Annotated in this window: 13 protein-coding genes, 1 tRNA gene and 1 rRNA gene; 5 read left to right on the top strand and 10 right to left on the bottom strand. The window is 46.3% G+C overall.

Annotation, left to right across the window (positions count from 1 at the left end):
* Positions 1–49 precede the first annotated feature (49 nt).
* The 4 genes from VRK_RS01895 to VRK_RS01880 form a co-directional block, all read right to left on the bottom strand.
* A 16S ribosomal RNA gene (locus tag VRK_RS01895) occupies positions 50–1592 on the bottom strand.
* 353 nt (positions 1593–1945) lie between these two features.
* The gene (locus VRK_RS01890) at positions 1946–3217 is read right to left on the bottom strand and encodes an HD-GYP domain-containing protein (RefSeq protein ID WP_059119842.1); all 1272 of its coding nucleotides are present in this window, start codon (positions 3215–3217) and stop codon (positions 1946–1948) included.
* Between the two features lie 318 nt (positions 3218–3535).
* Positions 3536–5026, bottom strand: a complete 1491-nt coding sequence (locus VRK_RS01885; protein ID WP_059119841.1) for a hypothetical protein — start codon at positions 5024–5026, stop codon at positions 3536–3538.
* A gap of 283 nt (positions 5027–5309) precedes the next feature.
* Positions 5310–5394: transfer RNA gene (locus VRK_RS01880), tRNA-Leu, on the bottom strand.
* 200 nt (positions 5395–5594) lie between these two features.
* On the opposite strand from VRK_RS01880, the gene VRK_RS01875 reads away from it, so the two are divergent.
* Entirely contained in the window at positions 5595–6074 is a 480-nt protein-coding gene (locus VRK_RS01875; RefSeq protein ID WP_059119840.1) for an RDD family protein, read from the top strand.
* 18 nt (positions 6075–6092) lie between these two features.
* On the opposite strand, the gene lptG is transcribed toward VRK_RS01875, so the two are convergent.
* Together lptG and lptF are read right to left on the bottom strand one after the other, a co-directional pair.
* Positions 6093–7166 (bottom strand): LPS export ABC transporter permease LptG, encoded by a 1074-nt coding sequence (gene lptG / locus VRK_RS01870; protein ID WP_059119839.1) that lies wholly within the window; start codon positions 7164–7166, stop codon positions 6093–6095.
* The gene (gene lptF, locus VRK_RS01865) at positions 7159–8268 is read right to left on the bottom strand and encodes an LPS export ABC transporter permease LptF (protein WP_059119838.1); all 1110 of its coding nucleotides are present in this window, start codon (positions 8266–8268) and stop codon (positions 7159–7161) included. Before lptF ends, lptG begins: the two co-directional genes overlap by 8 nt.
* A gap of 192 nt (positions 8269–8460) precedes the next feature.
* On the opposite strand from lptF, the gene pepA reads away from it, so the two are divergent.
* From pepA to VRK_RS01850, 3 genes are all read left to right on the top strand, one after another.
* Positions 8461–9972 (top strand): leucyl aminopeptidase, encoded by a 1512-nt coding sequence (gene pepA / locus VRK_RS01860; RefSeq protein WP_059119837.1) that lies wholly within the window; start codon positions 8461–8463, stop codon positions 9970–9972.
* Between the two features lie 72 nt (positions 9973–10044).
* Positions 10045–10494, top strand: a complete 450-nt coding sequence (locus tag VRK_RS01855) for a DNA polymerase III subunit chi (RefSeq protein WP_059122598.1) — start codon at positions 10045–10047, stop codon at positions 10492–10494.
* 88 nt (positions 10495–10582) lie between these two features.
* Positions 10583–13444 carry a valine--tRNA ligase gene (locus VRK_RS01850; protein ID WP_059119836.1) on the top strand — a complete coding sequence of 954 codons (2862 nt, stop codon included), beginning with the start codon at positions 10583–10585 and terminating at the stop codon, positions 13442–13444.
* A 120-nt stretch (positions 13445–13564) separates the two neighbouring features.
* Here VRK_RS01850 and VRK_RS01845 read toward each other — a convergent pair whose 3' ends face one another.
* From VRK_RS01845 to rluA, 4 genes are all read right to left on the bottom strand, one after another.
* On the bottom strand, positions 13565–14560 hold the full coding sequence (locus VRK_RS01845) for a M48 family metallopeptidase (RefSeq protein ID WP_059119835.1): 996 nt from the start codon (positions 14558–14560) through the stop codon (positions 13565–13567).
* Positions 14560–15732 carry a YjgN family protein gene (locus VRK_RS01840; protein WP_059119834.1) on the bottom strand — a complete coding sequence of 391 codons (1173 nt, stop codon included), beginning with the start codon at positions 15730–15732 and terminating at the stop codon, positions 14560–14562. Before VRK_RS01840 ends, VRK_RS01845 begins: the two co-directional genes overlap by 1 nt.
* Positions 15733–15937: 205 nt before the next feature.
* Positions 15938–16900, bottom strand: a complete 963-nt coding sequence (locus tag VRK_RS01835; protein WP_059119833.1) for a D-2-hydroxyacid dehydrogenase — start codon at positions 16898–16900, stop codon at positions 15938–15940.
* Between the two features lie 33 nt (positions 16901–16933).
* On the bottom strand, positions 16934–17671 hold the full coding sequence (gene rluA / locus VRK_RS01830) for a bifunctional tRNA pseudouridine(32) synthase/23S rRNA pseudouridine(746) synthase RluA (RefSeq protein ID WP_059119832.1): 738 nt from the start codon (positions 17669–17671) through the stop codon (positions 16934–16936).
* 372 nt (positions 17672–18043) lie between these two features.
* Here rluA and VRK_RS01825 point away from each other — a divergent pair, with 372 nt between their 5' ends.
* Positions 18044–19333, top strand: a complete 1290-nt coding sequence (locus VRK_RS01825) for an NRAMP family divalent metal transporter (protein ID WP_059119831.1) — start codon at positions 18044–18046, stop codon at positions 19331–19333.
* The last annotated feature ends 69 nt before the right edge of the window (positions 19334–19402 follow it).

The following is a 19402-nucleotide window of genomic DNA, read 5'->3' as shown; positions in this document are numbered from 1 at the left end:
TTATAAACCAAATCAATCTGTGTGGACACTCATCTCAAATATCTTTACGTAAGGAGGTGATCCAGCGCCAGGTTCCCCTAGCGCTACCTTGTTACGACTTCACCCCAGTCATGAACCACAAAGTGGCAAGCGTCCTCCCGAAGGTTAAACTACCTGCTTCTTTTGCAGCCCACTCCCATGGTGTGACGGGCGGTGTGTACAAGGCCCGGGAACGTATTCACCGTAGCATTCTGATCTACGATTACTAGCGATTCCGACTTCATGGAGTCGAGTTGCAGACTCCAATCCGGACTACGACATACTTTTTGGGATTCGCACACTCTCGCAAGTTAGCTGCCCTCTGTATATGCCATTGTAGCACGTGTGTAGCCCTACTCGTAAGGGCCATGATGACTTGACGTCGTCCCCACCTTCCTCCGGTTTATCACCGGCAGTCTCCCCTGAAGTTCCCACCCGAAGTGCTGGCAATCAAGGATAAGGGTTGCGCTCGTTGCGGGACTTAACCCAACATTTCACAACACGAGCTGACGACAGCCATGCAGCACCTGTCTCAGAGCTCCCGAAGGCACACCAGAATCTCTTCCGGCTTCTCTGGATGTCAAGAGTAGGTAAGGTTCTTCGCGTTGCATCGAATTAAACCACATGCTCCACCGCTTGTGCGGGCCCCCGTCAATTCATTTGAGTTTTAATCTTGCGACCGTACTCCCCAGGCGGTCTACTTAACGCGTTAGCTCCGAAAGCCACGGCTCTAGGCCACAACCTCCAAGTAGACATCGTTTACAGCGTGGACTACCAGGGTATCTAATCCTGTTTGCTCCCCACGCTTTCGCATCTGAGTGTCAGTATCTGTCCAGGGGGCCGCCTTCGCCACCGGTATTCCTTCAGATCTCTACGCATTTCACCGCTACACCTGAAATTCTACCCCCCTCTACAGTACTCTAGCCTCCCAGTTTCAAATGCAACTCCGGGGTTAAGCCCCGGGCTTTCACATCTGACTTAAAAAACCACCTGCATGCGCTTTACGCCCAGTAATTCCGATTAACGCTCGCACCCTCCGTATTACCGCGGCTGCTGGCACGGAGTTAGCCGGTGCTTCTTCTGCAGCTAACGTCAAAATGAGACTCTATTAAAGCATCATCCTTCCTCACTGCTGAAAGTACTTTACAACCCGAAGGCCTTCTTCATACACGCGGCATGGCTGCATCAGGCTTGCGCCCATTGTGCAATATTCCCCACTGCTGCCTCCCGTAGGAGTCTGGACCGTGTCTCAGTTCCAGTGTGGCTGATCATCCTCTCAGACCAGCTAGGGATCGTCGCCTTGGTGAGCCTTTACCCCACCAACTAGCTAATCCCATCTGGGCATATCCTGACGCGAGAGGCCCGAAGGTCCCCCTCTTTGGTCCGTAGACATCATGCGGTATTAGCCATCGTTTCCAATGGTTATCCCCCACATCAGGGCAATTTCCCAGACTTTACTCACCCGTCCGCCGCTCGTCAGCAAGAGAGCAAGCTCTCTCCTGTTACCGCTCGACTTGCATGTGTTAGGCCTGCCGCCAGCGTTCAATCTGAGCCATGATCAAACTCTTCAATTAAAGTTTTTGTGACACCGAAGTGTCGGCTCAATGAATACTGCTTTTTGTCTCCGCTTTTTAAAAGCAGAAGCAAAAAGTGACATTACATAAGTAATGTTGAATTGACTGTGCTCTTATTGAAAAACAGTTGCCTGCTCCAACTTGAATTGGTCACTCGGTTCATTGATAAAATCTTTTTGGATATTTATCGACGAGTGCCCACACAGATTGATTGGTCTATATTGTTAAAGAGCGATTCTTCCAAACGTTCTCCGTTCGAAGTGGCGGCCATTCTAACGGGATAAATCTTAGAGTCAAACACTTTTTAGAGATGATTTGGATTTTTTTATGATTTGCTGTTTTTTCAAACAAACTTACTGATCTTCATTATCAAAAAAGTACGAAATCCGTGAACGAGGGTTCAAATACTCACGCACTTTATCCGGTAGTTTCGCTGGTAGAATAACATTAACGATGGTTAACTCTCTCTCTGCCAAATCAACAATTGGTGCTTCGGTTCTTGGGACAGACGGATCATAAATCAGGACACTCGGATAGAGTAAATCATTTGAATTAATCGAAATCACCAACCCGACCATCTCATTTGACAACTGCACAACCGTCCCCGGTGGATAGACGCCCATAAACTTAACTAAAATACTTAAATTATCAAAGTTGTATAAATTCCGGCAGTTTTTATACAAATGTGACAAGGCGGCATAAGGAATTTTTTGTTCATCAACAATATTGCCATGGCACAATGAATCAAACGCATTGGCAACAGCAATAATTTGCGCTAATTCATCGATCTCATCACCTTTCAGTCCTTCAGGATAACCGGAACCATCCATCAGCTCATGATGCTGACCAATCACCCGTTTGGCACTCTCAGGAAACCCTTCTATGCCATTGGCAATATCAGTCCCATAACGCGTATGTTGCTTGAGATAATTTTTCTCTGGCTCAGTGAGCGGGGTTTGTTTGCGGACAATTGCGGCCGGAACTTTAATTTTACCGATATCATGAAACAGTGCCGCAAAGGCTAACTCTTTGATCTTCTCTGCATCAAATCCTTTAACCCGACCAATCATCATCGCAATCACAGACACATTCAGAGAATGAAAATAGATATCTTCAAACTCACTTTTGCTGTTCATCAGATGGAGCGTCACACTTTCTTCAGCCAGTAACTCATCCACAACATCCGCCACTAATTGAGACGCTTCATCGACAGCATCTTGAGGTCGATTACGAATCTTATTCATCACACTTCGAATCCGTGCCAGAGAGCGTTCGAATTCTTTTTCACAACGAACCACACGACGACGGTAAGCTTTCAGTTTATCGATCCGGCTTTCTTTCTCTTCCCAGAGTTTTTTAGCCTCATCATCAATAACAGCCCCATCCTTTGGAGCATTATCACCACCACTTTCTCGTTTCAATGTATGCGGAGACAATGGTTGTGTATCACTTTGAGCCGGATTCAAATAAACATGTTGAATACCAAGATGTTTAATAATATCAATCTGATCTTGGTTTTTGATCTTAAAGCTATTCAGTAGAAATGGGTGATCATTCCACTTCACGGGTAAGCGGATGTGTAATCCCGGCTGCAATCTGTCTACTGTAATTTTTATATTTGCCACAATCGAATTAACACTCTTATCTGTAAGAACTATCCATAACTTTTACATTGTAGATGTAACTGTGTGCAACTGCATTCAATCGACCATCAGTCCACAATTCATGAGTCAATATCCTAAGCAATTTAGCAAAAAATCACTTTATGACAAAAGACTCAAAAAGTTAAAATAATTCTTATCGCAATGCTAAATATATATCGATACGATGGCACAAGGTGCATATACAAAGTCAGTCATTGTATCGATAAGCCATGAGAAAAAGGGAAGCAAATGCTTCCCTTTCGATTTACTGATAGTCGATGTTATTCAAATCAGGTAGCGTTATTCCACTTTTAGTACATTCTGAGTACAAATATGACCGAGAGTCACGCCAGGGACGTTAGAACCACCTACACCAATTGAAGTTCCCGGAACAAGGATTCTCCACAGGCCCGCATCAAAACCGGTTCTATATGTCACTTTACTGTTATACACATAGGCAATTTGTGTGGTAAATAGTTCATACTGACAGTTCTTCCGACCAAGCGTAACCGTCCCTTTTGCGGTTCCCGTGTTATCGGTATAAGCAATAGAATTCGATGGATTCCATTCTCCATCAAACAGATTCACATCATATTGTAAAACAACGGCTGCATTGGCTGCTGGTTGTCCGGCGGAGTCCGTCAGTTTCACCTGCCAGGTTAGTTGATTGTATGCCTGTGTTGTTAAATAAAGTCCTGACGGTCCATTCAACAATATATTCGGATACATTGATGTCTCACTCAGCTTTAACCGAACCACATCCGGCTCGCCCTGAACAGAAGATGATTTCATCGATGCCACTGACGGACCGAGCAATATGCGATATTGCTTGCTCGCATCAGCTGTTTTTCCCGGATTATGTTTAACTTGAAGGAGAAGTTGTGTCCCTTCCGTGGCAACATAGTGAGAGGTATTGTCTTCCCGCTCAACAGAGCCACTCAAAACACTATAGCTAAACAGCCATTGTTTAGGTGAATCACTATCATCAATTTCGATATCAATTTTTTTACCTTTCTCAACCGTATAAAGGTAATAATCCAAATCGGATGCTGAATCGATATTCCCTACAATCATATTACGAGTTTCAGGTAACCGAGTTGAAGTCTGGGGCGTATCATTCGGCTCATAAGCATCGATAGCCGAATTGACCGACACACCGAACTGAATGCTAGCATTATCAGCGGCTTTCGCCTCCATGTACCAGTAATAGTGCCCCGGTTCAACCACCGCTGAAACAACCTCATCCGCATTGGCGGGGTGATCAGACGTGCCGACAATAAAAAGCTGGTCATTCGCACCATGCTTGAGCACGGACAGTTTCATATCTGTCGTTTCAGCCTGGCCGACTAACAGCGCCATAATTTTGGAGCGCTGTTTGACTTCAAAGTGATAACAATAGACGCCGTCTTTTTGTACACCACTCAATGTATATAAAGTTCCTGCAGCTAATGTGTCACATAAAGGGGTAACGCTATCAGAACCATCTTCAGCCGTCGCAGAGGATAGAAGGTTTTGCGCAGATGTTTTCGCCACATGTTCGGCTAAACTCTCTAGTTTTCCGGCCTGCGGCAGGAGCGATACTTTATTGGAAAGATCGAGATCGGAAAGGTCGAGCTGCATCGGCACAAGGGTTTGCCGTTGCGCTGACTCAATAGGTGCGACTTGCCGACTAAGCTGTGCATAATCTGCGGAGAGTAACTGGTCAAAATAAGGGGCATTTTCAGTTTCAGCCATCGTATATCCACTGAAAATACTCGGTAATAATATAATCCATGACAATTGCTTACGCATATTGCCCTCCATCATAATGAGAAAATAAAAAATAACGATATCATCTCATATGCAATTCATTTAACCCAACTCAGCGCTTTTTTTACTTTATTTGATCATACATATAACAAATTGATAATTATAAAAACAAATGAATCAATAGATTAAATTGATGAATTTGAAGGCGCAAATACCCGCTGGCAGAAAACAGATGGAAGAAATAAAATTGACTGTGTCGATAAATAATTGACGTCCGGATACAACAAAGCCCCCGACTTTCGTCGAGGCTTTGTCATTTAAATCATGGTACCGATGGGCGGACTTGAACCGCCACGCCCGAAGGCAACGGATTTTGAATCCGTCGTGTCTACCAATTTCACCACATCGGCATCAGGGGCTACCCCTTTAGTGAGGTGAATTATACGGAAGAAATGAATCAGCGCAATAATAAAAATCGAAAAAAAGCGAAAATTCAATTGATTGTTGATTATTTCACCATAAATGCCAATTTACTCGATTTGCCCTCTTTTTTACCCTTGCAATAATGACTATCCTCTCGGGAATTATTTCACTGAGATATAGATAACCGATGTCACATCAACCTCATTTGCAAACCGCAGGCTTTATCCGACGTATTGGTGCGCTTGTTTACGATACCTGTCTGATTTTGGTACTGGAAATACTTGCTGCCGCTGTCATTGTCCTCATGCTTGAAGCAATGGTTGCCGTTGGGCTGCTCCATTATGGCATCGACAAGGATGTCAGCGGTTTCTTAACACATAATCCATTCTGGAGTTCCATATTTACCGCTTATCTGGCTATGATTTGGATTGGTTTTTTTGTTTGGTTTTGGACTCAAAAAGGACAAACGCTCGGCATGAAGGCTTGGCGGCTGATGGTCAGCAATGCAGATGGTACGCCCATTACCATCACCCAAGCACTGATTCGTTTATTTACTTCGGGATTTGGCCTCTCGAATCTGACCGTTCCGCTCGATCCTCAGAAACGGGGATTCCATGATATTTGGGCTAAAACCAATCTCTATGTCATCCCCAAAGACGATGCGTAAGCCGCTCTCTTCCGGAGCTTACAGTTTCCGACGCAACAGAGCCAACGCGACCGAGAGGAAAACGATACTGGGGGCGACAGCCCCTATCGCCGGATGGAAGCCATATACCAAACTCAGCGGGCCAAAAAACTCACTGGAGATGTAAAAGGTAAAACCGGCAATTACACCTGACAAGATCCTCGCCCCCATCGTGACACTGCGCAACGGGCCAAAGATAAACGAAAGCGCCATCAGCATCATCACTGCAATCGAAATCGGCTGGGTGACTTTACGCCATAATGCCAGCTCATAACGGGATGAATCCTGTTCAGATATTTTCAGATAATGTACGTAGTCATACAGGCCACTGAGGGAGAGTTCTTCAGGTTTGACCGTGACAACCGCTAATTTATTAGGCTCAAGTGAAGTGTGCCACGGATAAGTGGAGAACTGCTGTTTCGAGATAACAACTTCATCACTCATATGAGTGATATGAACGTTCTTCATTTCCCACTGCTGATTACTTTGTTCATAATCAGCTTCAGTGGCAAAAATCACTTCTTGCAGCTTCTTGTGCTCATCAAAACGCCAGATGTTCAAACCGTAAAGTTTGTCATCACTCACCTTATTAATAAAAATAAAGTCATTGGTATCTCTGGCCCAAACCCCCATGCGAACAGAAAGCAGTTGACCGCCAGATGTGGCAAATGCACGTAGATCGCGCGCCATTTTCTGCGTTTGAGGCGCGCCCCACTGCCCTAATAAGGTAATCACTATCATCAATGGCACTGCCGTTTTCAGCACCGAAAGTCCGATATCCAGTTTGGAAAAACCGGAAGCCTGCATCACCACAAGTTCGGAGCTGGCTGCCAGCATCCCAAGACCAATCAAAGCCCCCAGCAAAGCAGCCATCGGGAAAAACATTTCGATATCTCGGGGAATACTCAGTACCACAAAATACAATGCCTTTATCAGGTCATAACTTCCCTGACCAACTTTTCGCAGTTGCTCTACATACTTGATAATCCCGGATAAGCCGACAAAAGTGACCAGTACCAAACTGGTTGTCGCAATGATCGTTCGGCCGATGTATAAATCTAAAATCTTAAACACGACTTTCCACCTTTCTCTGTCTGTACCGATCCTTCAATCGGCGGACAAATACACTATCCAGGCTATTAATCAATATGGCGGTCCCCAACAATGCAGCATTCAACGGCCACATCCCGACACCGGGAGGAATCCCACCATCTTCAATGGCTGATTTGGTTGCACTGATCGCTAAGAAATAAGTCAGATAGACTAAAATCGCGGGGCCCATTTTTGCGAATCGACCTTGGCGGGGATTCACGGCAGACAGCGGGACAACCAGCATAGTTAACAGTGGAATACAAACCACCAGAGAAATCCGCCACTGTAACTCAGCCTGAGCATGGCTATCCGGATTCCTCAGCAGTTCCAGCGTCGGGATCGCTTCCCAGTCCCGTCCTCGGTTTTCAACTTTTCGCTGGCCGATCAAACCTTCATACTCATCGAACTTGGTCACCATATAACTGATCTGCGTAGGAATCCCTTCATAACGGGCACCGTGCTGCAAACTAATGATTTGACGACCATCCTTGAGTTCTTTTACATTTCCCGAATCGGAAAAAATCACGCTGGGCAGTATCGAGTCTTTCGGTGTCAGCTGCGCCACAAACACATTGCGTAACTTCTTGTCTTCAATATCATCGATGAAAACGACGGAAGAACCATCCGGTGTGCGCTGAAAGTGACCTTCCTGAAGTAAATCAACACTATTTTCAGCCGCAAGTTTATCCATCAACAGCGCTTCACGATCTTGGCTCCACGGAGACAACCAGAGTGAATTAATCGCGGCTGCACTGGCAGTAATAATTGCCAGGTACAATGCTGCACGCACCAGAAACTTATTGCCGATACCGGTTGCATTCATCACCGTAATTTCACTTTCCGCGTACAACCGGCCAAAGGTAATCAAAATACCGATGTATAAGCTAAGTGGCAGCATCAACTGCCCCATTGCTGGCATATTCAATCCAACGATTGAAAAGATCAATCTGGCAGGGATCTCTCCATCGGATGCATCCGCCAGAACACGGATAAATTTTTGGCTCAAAAACACTAAAAAGAGGATGAAAAAAATCGCCAATTGGCTTTTTAGTGTCTCTCGGATCAAATATCTAACGATAATCACACTGAAATTACCTATGAAAAACTTGTTTTTTTAATCGAATCACTATAATTTTTCGTTGAAACATGTATTTTTTAAAATCTTATGCCTCTCGGGAAGCTGAGTAAAAATGATTCGGATTTCGCTGTTGTTCAGCCAGTAAGAGTGCATTATCTACGATTTAGTTCTATTTGTCTTCACGATGTAGGAGTACGCATGGAGTTTAGTGTAAAAAGCGGCAGTCCGGAGAAACAACGCAGCGCATGTATCGTTGTCGGAGTATTTGAACCACGCCGGCTTTCTCCAGTTGCTGAACAGCTTGATAAAATCAGCGATGGCTATATCAGTTCATTGCTACGACGCGGTGATTTGGAAGGGAAACCGGGACAGATGCTTCTACTGCATCAGGTTCCGGGCGTTCTTTCCGAACGCGTATTGCTTGTTGGCTGTGGGAAAGAAAGAGAGTTAGGAGAACGTCAGTACAAGGAAATTATCCAGAAGACGATTAGTACCCTGAATGAAACAGGCTCAATGGAAGCCGTATGTTTCTTGACCGAATTGCATGTCAAAAGTCGGGATACCTACTGGAAGGTTCGTCAGGCTGTCGAAGCAACCAAAGATAACCTGTACACCTTCGATCAGTTTAAAAGCATCAAACCGGAAACACGCCGTCCGCTGCGCAAGCTGGTATTCAATGTGCCGACTCGACGCGAGCTGAGCCTCGGTGAGAAAGCGATCAATCATGGACTGGCGGTATCTTCGGGGATTCATGCCTGTAAAGATCTTGGCAACATGCCACCGAATATTGCCAACCCGGCTTATCTGGCTTCACAGGCACGTCGTCTTGCTGATGATTACCCCAGTGTTACCACGAAAATCATCGGTGAAGAAGAGATGGAAAAGCTCGGTATGACGTCATACCTTGCTGTCGGACGAGGTTCTAAGAATGAATCGATGATGTCGGTGATCGAATATAAAGGACATCCGGATCCAGAAAGCAAACCCATCGTCCTGATTGGTAAAGGGCTGACTTTTGACTCTGGCGGTATTTCATTGAAACCCGGTGAAGCCATGGATGAAATGAAATATGACATGTGTGGCGCAGCCTCGGTTTTCGGCACGATGAAAGCCATTGCAGCGTTGAACCTACCACTCAATGTCACAGGCATTCTCGCCGGTTGTGAAAACATGCCGGGCAGCAACGCCTATCGCCCCGGAGATATCCTGACAACGATGTCCGGACAAACGGTTGAAGTATTGAATACCGATGCAGAAGGACGCTTGGTTCTCTGTGACGTACTGACCTACGCCGAACGTTTTGAGCCTGATTGTGTGGTTGATGTTGCGACGCTGACCGGAGCTTGTGTTATTGCATTGGGTCATCATCTCAGTGGCGTGATGTCCAATCACAATCCGTTGGCACATGAGTTGATCAACGCATCGGAGCAATCCAGCGACCGGGCATGGCGCTTACCGATTACCGATGAATATCAAGAGCAGTTGAAAAGTCCGTTTGCAGATATGGCAAATATCGGTGGTCGTCCGGGCGGTGCCATTACCGCAGGATGTTTCTTATCTAAGTTTGCCAAAAAATATAACTGGGCTCATCTTGATATTGCCGGTACAGCTTGGCGCAGCGGTGCACAGAAAGGCTCAACGGGACGCCCCGTACCACTGCTGGTTCAGTTCTTACTCAATCGTAGTGGACTGATCGAGAACGAAGAGTAACCGTATGGTTACCGAGCATAGAAGAGGGTCGCACCGACCCTCTTTATTTTTTGATGTTTGTCCGACATGCCGATGAAAACCGCCACATTTTATCTGATTTCACCCGATAGCCGTCAGGCACACCCCGAAGGATTCCGGGAGTATGTACTGTTTCTCGCTCAATATTTTGCGCATCAGGGGGCCAGAATCTATCTCAATTGCCATCACCGCGATGAGGCTGAACTGTTTGCCGAGCTTTTCTGGCAAGTCCCTGCTGAAACCTTTCTGGCACACAATCTCGTCGGAGAAGGCCCGAGAAATGGCACGCCCATTGAAATCGGCTATCCGCAGGTCTCCCCGTCCCGGAACCGGCAAATCGTCATAAATATGGCAGAAAACAACACAACCTTTGCGAATCGCTTTACAGAGGTGATAGACTTCGTTCCTTGTGAGAAAAATGCCAGACAACTGGCCAGAGAACGGTATAAAATCTATCGTCAAAACGGGTATAAGCTCCAGACCATTGAAATCGCTTACCCATAAACATTATTGCTCAGGTTTTCTGCATTCAGAGACCTTAGTCATAACGTTTAATCCCGATTAATTCAGACAGTATCCATCTAAGAGCACTATGGAAAAGACATACAACCCGACATCAATTGAACAAGCTCTCTATCAGACTTGGGAAAAGCAAGGCTATTTCAAGCCTAACGGTGACACATCAAAAGCATCTTATAGCATTATGATTCCGCCACCGAACGTCACAGGTAGCCTGCATATGGGTCATGCCTTCCAAGATACCATCATGGATACCCTGATCCGTTGCCAGCGTATGAAGGGTAAAAATACCCTCTGGCAAGTCGGAACCGATCATGCCGGTATTGCTACGCAGATGGTTGTCGAACGCAAAATCGCTGCAGAAGAAGGTAAAACCAAACACGATTACGGCCGGGATGCCTTCATCGACAAGATCTGGGAATGGAAAGGTGAATCCGGCGGAACCATCACGCAACAGCTTCGTCGTTTAGGCGCCTCCGTCGATTGGGATCGTGAACGCTTTACCATGGACAAAGGCTTCTACGCTGCGGTTCAGGAAGTCTTTATCCGACTGTATGAAGAAGACTTAATCTATCGGGGTAAACGTCTGGTCAACTGGGATCCGAAACTGCATACGGCCATCTCCGATTTAGAAGTTGAAAATAAAGATAAGAAAGGCCATATGTGGCATTTCCGCTATCCGTTAGCCGATGGCGTGAAAACAGCAGACGGCAAAGACTACATCGTAGTGGCAACAACACGTCCTGAAACCATGCTGGGAGATACGGGGGTTGCAGTCAATCCCGAAGATCCGCGTTATCAGGATCTGATTGGCAAGCAGATTATACTGCCGATCGTCAATCGTCGTATTCCGATCGTCGGTGATGAACATGCCGATATGGAAAAAGGGACGGGCTGTGTAAAAATCACCCCAGCGCATGACTTCAATGACTATGAAGTCGGCAAGCGCCACAACCTGCCGATGATCAACATTTTTACTTTCGATGCCAATATCCGCCAAGAAGCTGAAGTCTTTACCAGCAAAGGAGAAGCCAGCGAAGATTATCCATGTGAGTTACCGGAGAAATATCAAGGTGTTGAGCGATTTGCTGCCCGTAAGCTGATCGTAGCTGAATTTGAGTCACTCGGTTTGCTCGAAGAAATCAAAGATCATGATTTAACGATCCCATATGGCGATCGGGGCGGTGTCGTAATCGAACCGATGCTGACCGATCAGTGGTATGTTCGTACAGCACCGTTGGCAGATGTTGCAACCAAAGCGGTTGAAGATGGTGAAATTCAGTTTGTCCCCAAACAGTACGAGAACATGTACTTCTCTTGGATGCGTGACATTCAGGACTGGTGCATTTCACGCCAGCTGTGGTGGGGGCATCGCATTCCGGCATGGTACGACGATCAGGGGAACGTTTACGTTGGTCGTCATGAAGAAGAAGTACGTAGCAAACATTCGCTTGCTGCTGATGTAGCGCTTCATCAGGATGAAGACGTGCTGGATACGTGGTTCTCTTCTGCACTGTGGACCTTCGGTACTCTGGGATGGCCGGAACAAACTCCTGAACTCAAAATGTATCATCCGTCGGATGTACTGGTGACAGGCTTCGATATTATTTTCTTCTGGGTTGCTCGGATGATCATGATGACGATGCACTTCATGAAAGATGAAAACGGCAAACCACAGGTACCGTTTAAAACCGTTTATGTCACCGGACTGATTCGGGATGAAAACGGCGATAAAATGTCGAAGTCCAAAGGGAATGTTTTGGATCCTATCGATATGATCGACGGGATTGACCTTGAATCGCTGGTCACCAAGCGGACTGGCAATATGATGCAGCCCCAACTGGCAAGCAAAATCGAGCAGAATACCCGCAAGACTTTCGAAAATGGGATAGAGGCTTATGGCACAGATGCACTGCGTTTCACGCTGGCAGCCATGGCATCAACCGGACGCGATATCAACTGGGATATGAAACGTCTTGAAGGTTACCGGAACTTCTGTAACAAACTCTGGAATGCCAGCCGCTACGTGCTGATGAATACCGAAGATCAGGATTGTGGATTCGCACCGGATGCGCAGCTTGAATATTCACTGGCCGATCAATGGATCGAGTCTCAGTTTGAGTTGGCAGCCAAAAACTTTAACCTCCATATCGATAATTTCCGGCTTGATATGGCAGCGAATACACTATACGAGTTTATTTGGAACCAATTCTGCGACTGGTATCTGGAACTAACCAAACCAATCTTGTGGAAAGGAACTGAAAATCAGCAACGTGCAACCCGCCGTACCCTGATTACCGTCTTGGAAAAAACCCTGCGTCTCGCTCATCCGGTAATTCCTTACATTACTGAAACCATCTGGAAGAGCATCAAACCGCTTGTTGCGGGTATTGAAGGGGAGACCATCATGTTGCAGGCGCTGCCACAGTATGATGAAGCAAACTTCCATCAGAAAGCGCTGGATGACATTGAATGGGTAAAAGCCTTTATTACCAGTATTCGTAACCTGCGTGCCGAATATGATATTAATCCGGGTAAACCGTTGTCTGTCATGCTCAAGGCTACTGATGCGAATGATGCAGCTCGTCTGGCTGCAAACCAACAGGTCTTAACATCTCTGGCAAAACTGGAAGATGTGCGCATTCTGGCAGCAGATGAAGAAACACCGGCATGTGCGACGGCATTAGTCGGCAAATCTGAACTGATGATTCCGATGGCCGGGTTGATCGATAAAGCTGCGGAACTGGATCGTCTCGCCAAAGAGATCGCCAGAACGCAAGGTGAAATCAAGCGGATTGAAGGTAAGCTTGGTAACGAAGGTTTTGTCGCCAAAGCACCTGAAGCAGTTGTTGCCAAAGAGCGGGAAAAACTCGCAGGCTATCAAGAAGCATTGGTGAAACTGGCAGAGCAACAAACGACGATTGCAGCGCTGTAATCTCCGCTACGACTCCAGACACAAAAACAGCGGCATTGCCGCTGTTTTTTATTGCCTCTTTTTTATAGCCTCTCTCAATGGGTTGTCATCAACGATCACTTGAGTTGTCGAGGGTGTTCCCTATGGCTTGCGCATCGATTCAATCCGTTCAGAAAAATTAGGATGCGAACTCAACCAGTCCGGCATATGTTGCATTTGCTGCTGCTGAAGCAACTCAAACATCTCGGCCATTGGCTCACTGGTATGATAGATTTTCAACATTGCCTGTTTGGCAAACTGATCGGCCTGACGCTCCATGTCACGCGATAAGCCGGTATTCATCACAAAGACGCCGGCACCGATCATCTGATGCACAACACCCGATGTATCTCCGGTTAACGAAGCCACCACGACCGCCATTAAACTCGATTCAACCAACCGCTCCATCATATGGCGATGATAAACGTGCCCCATTTCATGCAAAATCACCCCATCGAGTTGCTGATCGTTCCGGGCAAGTTCAACCAAAGGATCAAGGAGCACGATCTTACCTCCGGGCAACGCGAATGCGTTAGCGATTTCACTGTCGCGAAACTCAATCTGTACCGGGAAAGGCATCGGTGGGAGTTGCTGTTGGAGTAAAGCGACCCGCTGTCTAATCGCTTGTTGCTGCTTAGCCGGAATATGGCTCGTTTCAAACTGTTCCCCCAACTGGTCGAGAATTTTTTCTCCGACGAAGACTGGCACACGCTCGGGTAACATTCGGGCCGCATAATGACTGAACCATGGAATCCCATAACGATAACCGGCAAACAGCATCGCAATACAGAAAACAATACTAACCAAAATCAACCATAGGTTAGATTCAATCTGGCGGATTCTGAGCGATTTTTTGCCCTTCTTTTGCAGCAAACAGTCGATATCTTCATTCCGCTCAGGGACAAAAACCCATCCATCGGGAAAAGAGACCCGAACCGGGAGATTACCAACACTATCACTCAGCGTCAGCTGCTCAAACGAAGTCTGACTGACCAACTCGTTATCACAACGCAGTTCGATCTGTTCTCCGGAGATTTCGATATCCGCAGCGCACCGCTGTGATAAACGGGGCGGATAAGCCGCCCCTTCCACTCGCATTATCCAATCCCTAAATTGATATCAAAGGCCTGAACCAGCTCATCACCCAACGCTGAACGTACATCGGAATCTTGATCCACAGCCTCAATCATATCTAAATTACCGATCACCTGAGTCTGCGCGGCTGAATATCTCGCCATACGAACTTTCACCCACGGATGGGCTAACCCTAATGTGAAAACTAACCCCAGCATGTTCGTCAATAACAGACCAACGTATTTCAACACTGAGAAGCTGGAATTGAGCTCAATTGACTGCTCATCCAACGAGACAGCGGTTTGAGAAAAAACGTAATTTCGAATCCGGACACTCATATAAGCAGCGGAAATCATCCCTAACACAATAAATAACAGATATCCAAAGATGATGCCTGCGAGCATGCTGTCATTCATCGAATACATTAAGTTGTCCATATTCATGATGATATTCATCACCATTGAATAGAAGAAAATACCGATAAACACGGATAGAATCAGCGCACCGCCAATAAAGATTCCGATAGCACCTAAATTGATGAAAAAGAGTTTTTTACTGGCCAGTACCGCAGAAAAATTTGCATTCCCGTATCGGTAGCCATTCATAAAATAGCGCCATACGCCAGTCATCACCCATGCCTGAATAAATGCACACAGCGCAATGAAAGCAATCACCATGATCACAATCATCACCACACTCTGGCTCATCTGCGCGATCAACGAAATACCTGCAATCCCCAGAATAAAAGCGAGAATAGCAACAACGCCGCGTCCCATAAAGGTGAGATAAGCTTGTTTGAGTGAACCTGCAAAAGAAAAGTGAGTATTTCGATAACTGGTCATTGCAGAATCAAAGCGGACATTACTCCACATCATCCAAGGTAACACCGCGTAAAATAAAATTAATAAGGCAGCAGATGCGACTTCAGAGACAGAACTGAGCATCACCCAAATTAATAAACACAGCATGGCAACCGCACGCCCTTTAAGAATTTGTTTGGGGGTGCCGTGATATTCAAAGTTATCTTCGGCGAGATATGTATTTCCATAGAAATAACGTTTGGTTCTCACTTTGGCCCAAGCCGAATAGATTCCCAATGTCAGTACGGAGAGCAAAATATTCACAATCCAAATGCCAAAAAACTCCCCAGTCCGCCCATTAAAACGGAGAGGATTCACAGTATTATTTTCGTTCATGAGTCAATCCTGACGTTACATTCAATATATATCCGAACCACCATAATGATGAGTCGGGTACATGATATAAAGTAGCAATATTATCAACAATACGAATATTCTGCACGCATCTGCGTGACAAGCGCATGAATGTGAGACGTCTTGCCAAAAAATAGTGCACAAATATCCCAAATTACTCAGTTGAGGTGATGCAATTCACCACTCACTAAACAATTCGATTCTGTTTTTGCCCCTGATGATATGCGGCAATATTATCCATTAATCGCTGGACCAGTTGCTGAATCGCAGAATCACTTCCCCAGGCAATATGTGGTGTCAGCAATAAATTCGGTAAATCAATATTTGCCAATAGAGGATTGCGCTCATCGGCAGGCTCCTGAGTGAATACATCAACACCGGCAGCACTAATAGCGCCGGACATCAACGCATCAACCAGTGCGATTTCATCCACAAGCCCACCTCTTCCGGTATTGATCAGAATCGCGTTAGCCTTCATCATAGATAACTCATCGGCACCAAGCAGATGATGGGTCTCTTCGGTCAAAGGACAGTGTAATGAAACGACATCAGCCTGACGTAACACCGTTTCAAACGGTAAAAGTCCTTCCCGACAACCCGATGCCCCTTTACGCTCAGCAAAGATAACCTGCATCCCCACCGCCCGAGCCAGTTTAGCGGTCGCTTGTCCCAGAGAGCCACGACCGATAATCCCAAGGGTGCTCCCGGCCACATCACCGATTGGATGCGTGAAAAAGCAAAATTGCCGACGCTGTTGCCACTCCCCCCGGGCAATATCATGATGATAGGCCATCAGGTGACGCCGGAGTGCGAATATCATACCAATCACATGTTCGGGCACGGAGCGCGTGGCATACCCCTGCACATTCGTGACAGCGATGTCATGCGCCCGGCAATATTCGATATCAACATTGTTCACACCGGTTGCCGTAACAGCAATCAAGCGTAACTTGGGAAGCTGAGAGAGTAACTCAGCATTGAGCACCACTTTATTGGTAATGAGAATATCGGCATCCCGTACTCTTTCCAGTAATTGTGCCGATGATGTCTCATCATAACTCACCCACTGATGTTCGAAAGGAAGCTCAGGAAAGTGAATATGGGCCGGGATCGTGGCTCGATCGACAAATACGACTCGCGGTAATGACATTCTTTGCTCCTTATTCTGGGTTGGGGAATGCAGCTATGGCCTCGGCAACTTTTTGTAATCCGGCAGTTTTCTCTCCGGGTCAAAATGTTCGAAAATGATCGCTTCGGCTACAGGATAAAACTCACACGGCACAAATATGCGTCGCAACCAATGACTTTTGGGATGATAAAAACTCAGTTCAGCGGCATGTAAATGGAGTCGCGGCGCAAACGCTTTGGCTGCTTCCGGAGCATAAAACTCATCGCCCACAATCGGGTGACCAATAGCGAGCATATGAACCCGCAACTGATGGGATCGCCCGGTCACAGGGAAAAGACGCACAACCGTCGTCTGCGCTTCTCTGGCGACGACCTGAAACAAAGTCCGAGATGGCTTACCGGTTTCAAAACAAACTTTCTGGCGGGGACGATTCGGCCAATCACAGATCAACGGTAAATCGACTTCACCCTCATCGGACTCAACGTTGCCCCACACTCGTGCATAGTAGACCTTATGCGTTAATCGATACTGAAACTGTTTTTTCAGTGCACTTTCTACATGTTTATTCTTGGCAAACAGCATCAGTCCGGAGGTCGCCATATCCAGACGGTGGACCACCTGAATCTCCGGATAATCATCCACCAAGCGACTCCACATACTGTCATAGTGTTCCGGCTCCCTGCCGGGTACCGAAAGCAAACCGGAAGGTTTATTGACCGCCAAAATATGCTCGTCTTGATAAATAATCTCCGTCCACGGTGTTGTCGGAGGCGTGTACGATGTCATTGCCATATCAGCATCTCTAGAGAAAAAACGCGCTGCATTATATACCGAAATCACAGCAAGATGCAGTCTGATTGGTCTGCCTCATGAGCGGTACAATCATGGGATAAATCCTTACCAAGTGATCATACCCCGCTATGATTCGTCCCCATTTTTAAACATTTATGTCTATATAAATTGACACCTACGACAAATATGATATTCATGAGTTTCATTGACAAAATAACAAAGACACGCATGAAAAATACAGCGTGCATTATCAGTCTATCGTTACCCGCGATAGTGCAAACACACAGAATAGTGCAAACACACAAAATAAAAACGACACAACATCACTGCACACAATTGCTTTAAATAATTGCTTCAAACTAAGGAACAAGAATGGAAAATGCTGCCGCTTATCCCTCTCCACAGGGGTCTTCATTGTCCAGAGTGATCAAATCACTCGGTCCCGGAATTATGATGGCTGCCGCTGCCGTCGGTGGATCTCATCTCGTGGCATCAACCAAAGCCGGTGCAATCTATGGCTGGCAACTGGCAGTCTTAATCTTGCTCGTGAACCTTTTTAAATACCCTTTTTTCCGAGCGGGTGTTCAATACACAATGGGCACAGGGGAATGTCTGGTTCATGGTTATGCTCAGCTCGGCAAACCTTACCTGTGGATTTTTATGCTGCTGAGTATCATTTCAGCGGTAATCAATACGGCAGCACTGACGCTCTTTAGTGCCAGTCTGTTGGGATATTTCATGCCGTTTGAATTATCCAGTCTGACTTTATCGATCATTGTCGTCGTCACCTGCCTGATCATTTTATTTGCCGGCCACTACAAAGCACTCGATTCACTGGCGAAAATGATCATGGCCGTTCTCACGATTGCTACCCTCTCAGCAGTTGTGATTGCTATTGGCCACCCAGTCGCCACCGTCGCGGACGCACCCGATCCATCGCCCTGGACATTTGCGGCGATCGGCTTTCTGGTTGTCACGATGGGATGGATGCCGGCACCGATTGAGATCTCCAGCCTCACCTCGATTTGGCTAAAAAATCAGTGTGCTCAGCAGCATGTCACGCCGAAATCGGCACTGTTCGATTTTAATGTCGGCTATATCGGGACCGCGATTCTGGCGATTGTCTTTCTTGCTCTCGGTGCATTATTGATTCATGGCACGGGAACCGAATTGTCCAAGTCAGGCATTGGGTTTACGCACCAGTTAGTCAACTTATATGCATCGACCATCGGTGAATGGGCCCGCTACCTGATTGCAGTGATCGCTTTCTTCTGTATTTTTGGCAGTACGATTACCGTCATCGATGGCTATTCCCGGGTGATTGCAGAATCACAACGCCTGTTAAAACGAGAAAAGACAGATGAGAAAACAGATGAGAACAAGCATCGTTATCTAACACCATGGATGCTTATCGTTTCGGTAGCATCTCTGAGCATTCTCGCTTTTGCCAAGTCAGCCTTACTGCCGATGCTGAATTTTGCCATGATCATGGCATTCGTTACGACGCCCGTTTTTGCGCTGCTCAACTATGTTTTGGTTACCAGAACACCGTTGCCCGAATCACTGACACTGGGCCCGAAAATGAAATTGCTGTCGATTGCAGGGCTGATTTATCTATTTGGCTTTCTGGCTCTATTTCTCTGGTGGAAATGGTTCATGTAAGCAATAAGTATCATGTAAACAATAAGTACTCGCTAAATATCAAAAAAGCCATCATCTGATGGCTTTTTT

This window comes from Vibrio sp. MEBiC08052 (assembly GCF_001506075.1).
Taxonomy (GTDB): domain Bacteria; phylum Pseudomonadota; class Gammaproteobacteria; order Enterobacterales; family Vibrionaceae; genus Vibrio.
Note: the sequence above shows the minus strand (reverse complement) of the source record. Positions and strands in the feature narration are given on the sequence as shown.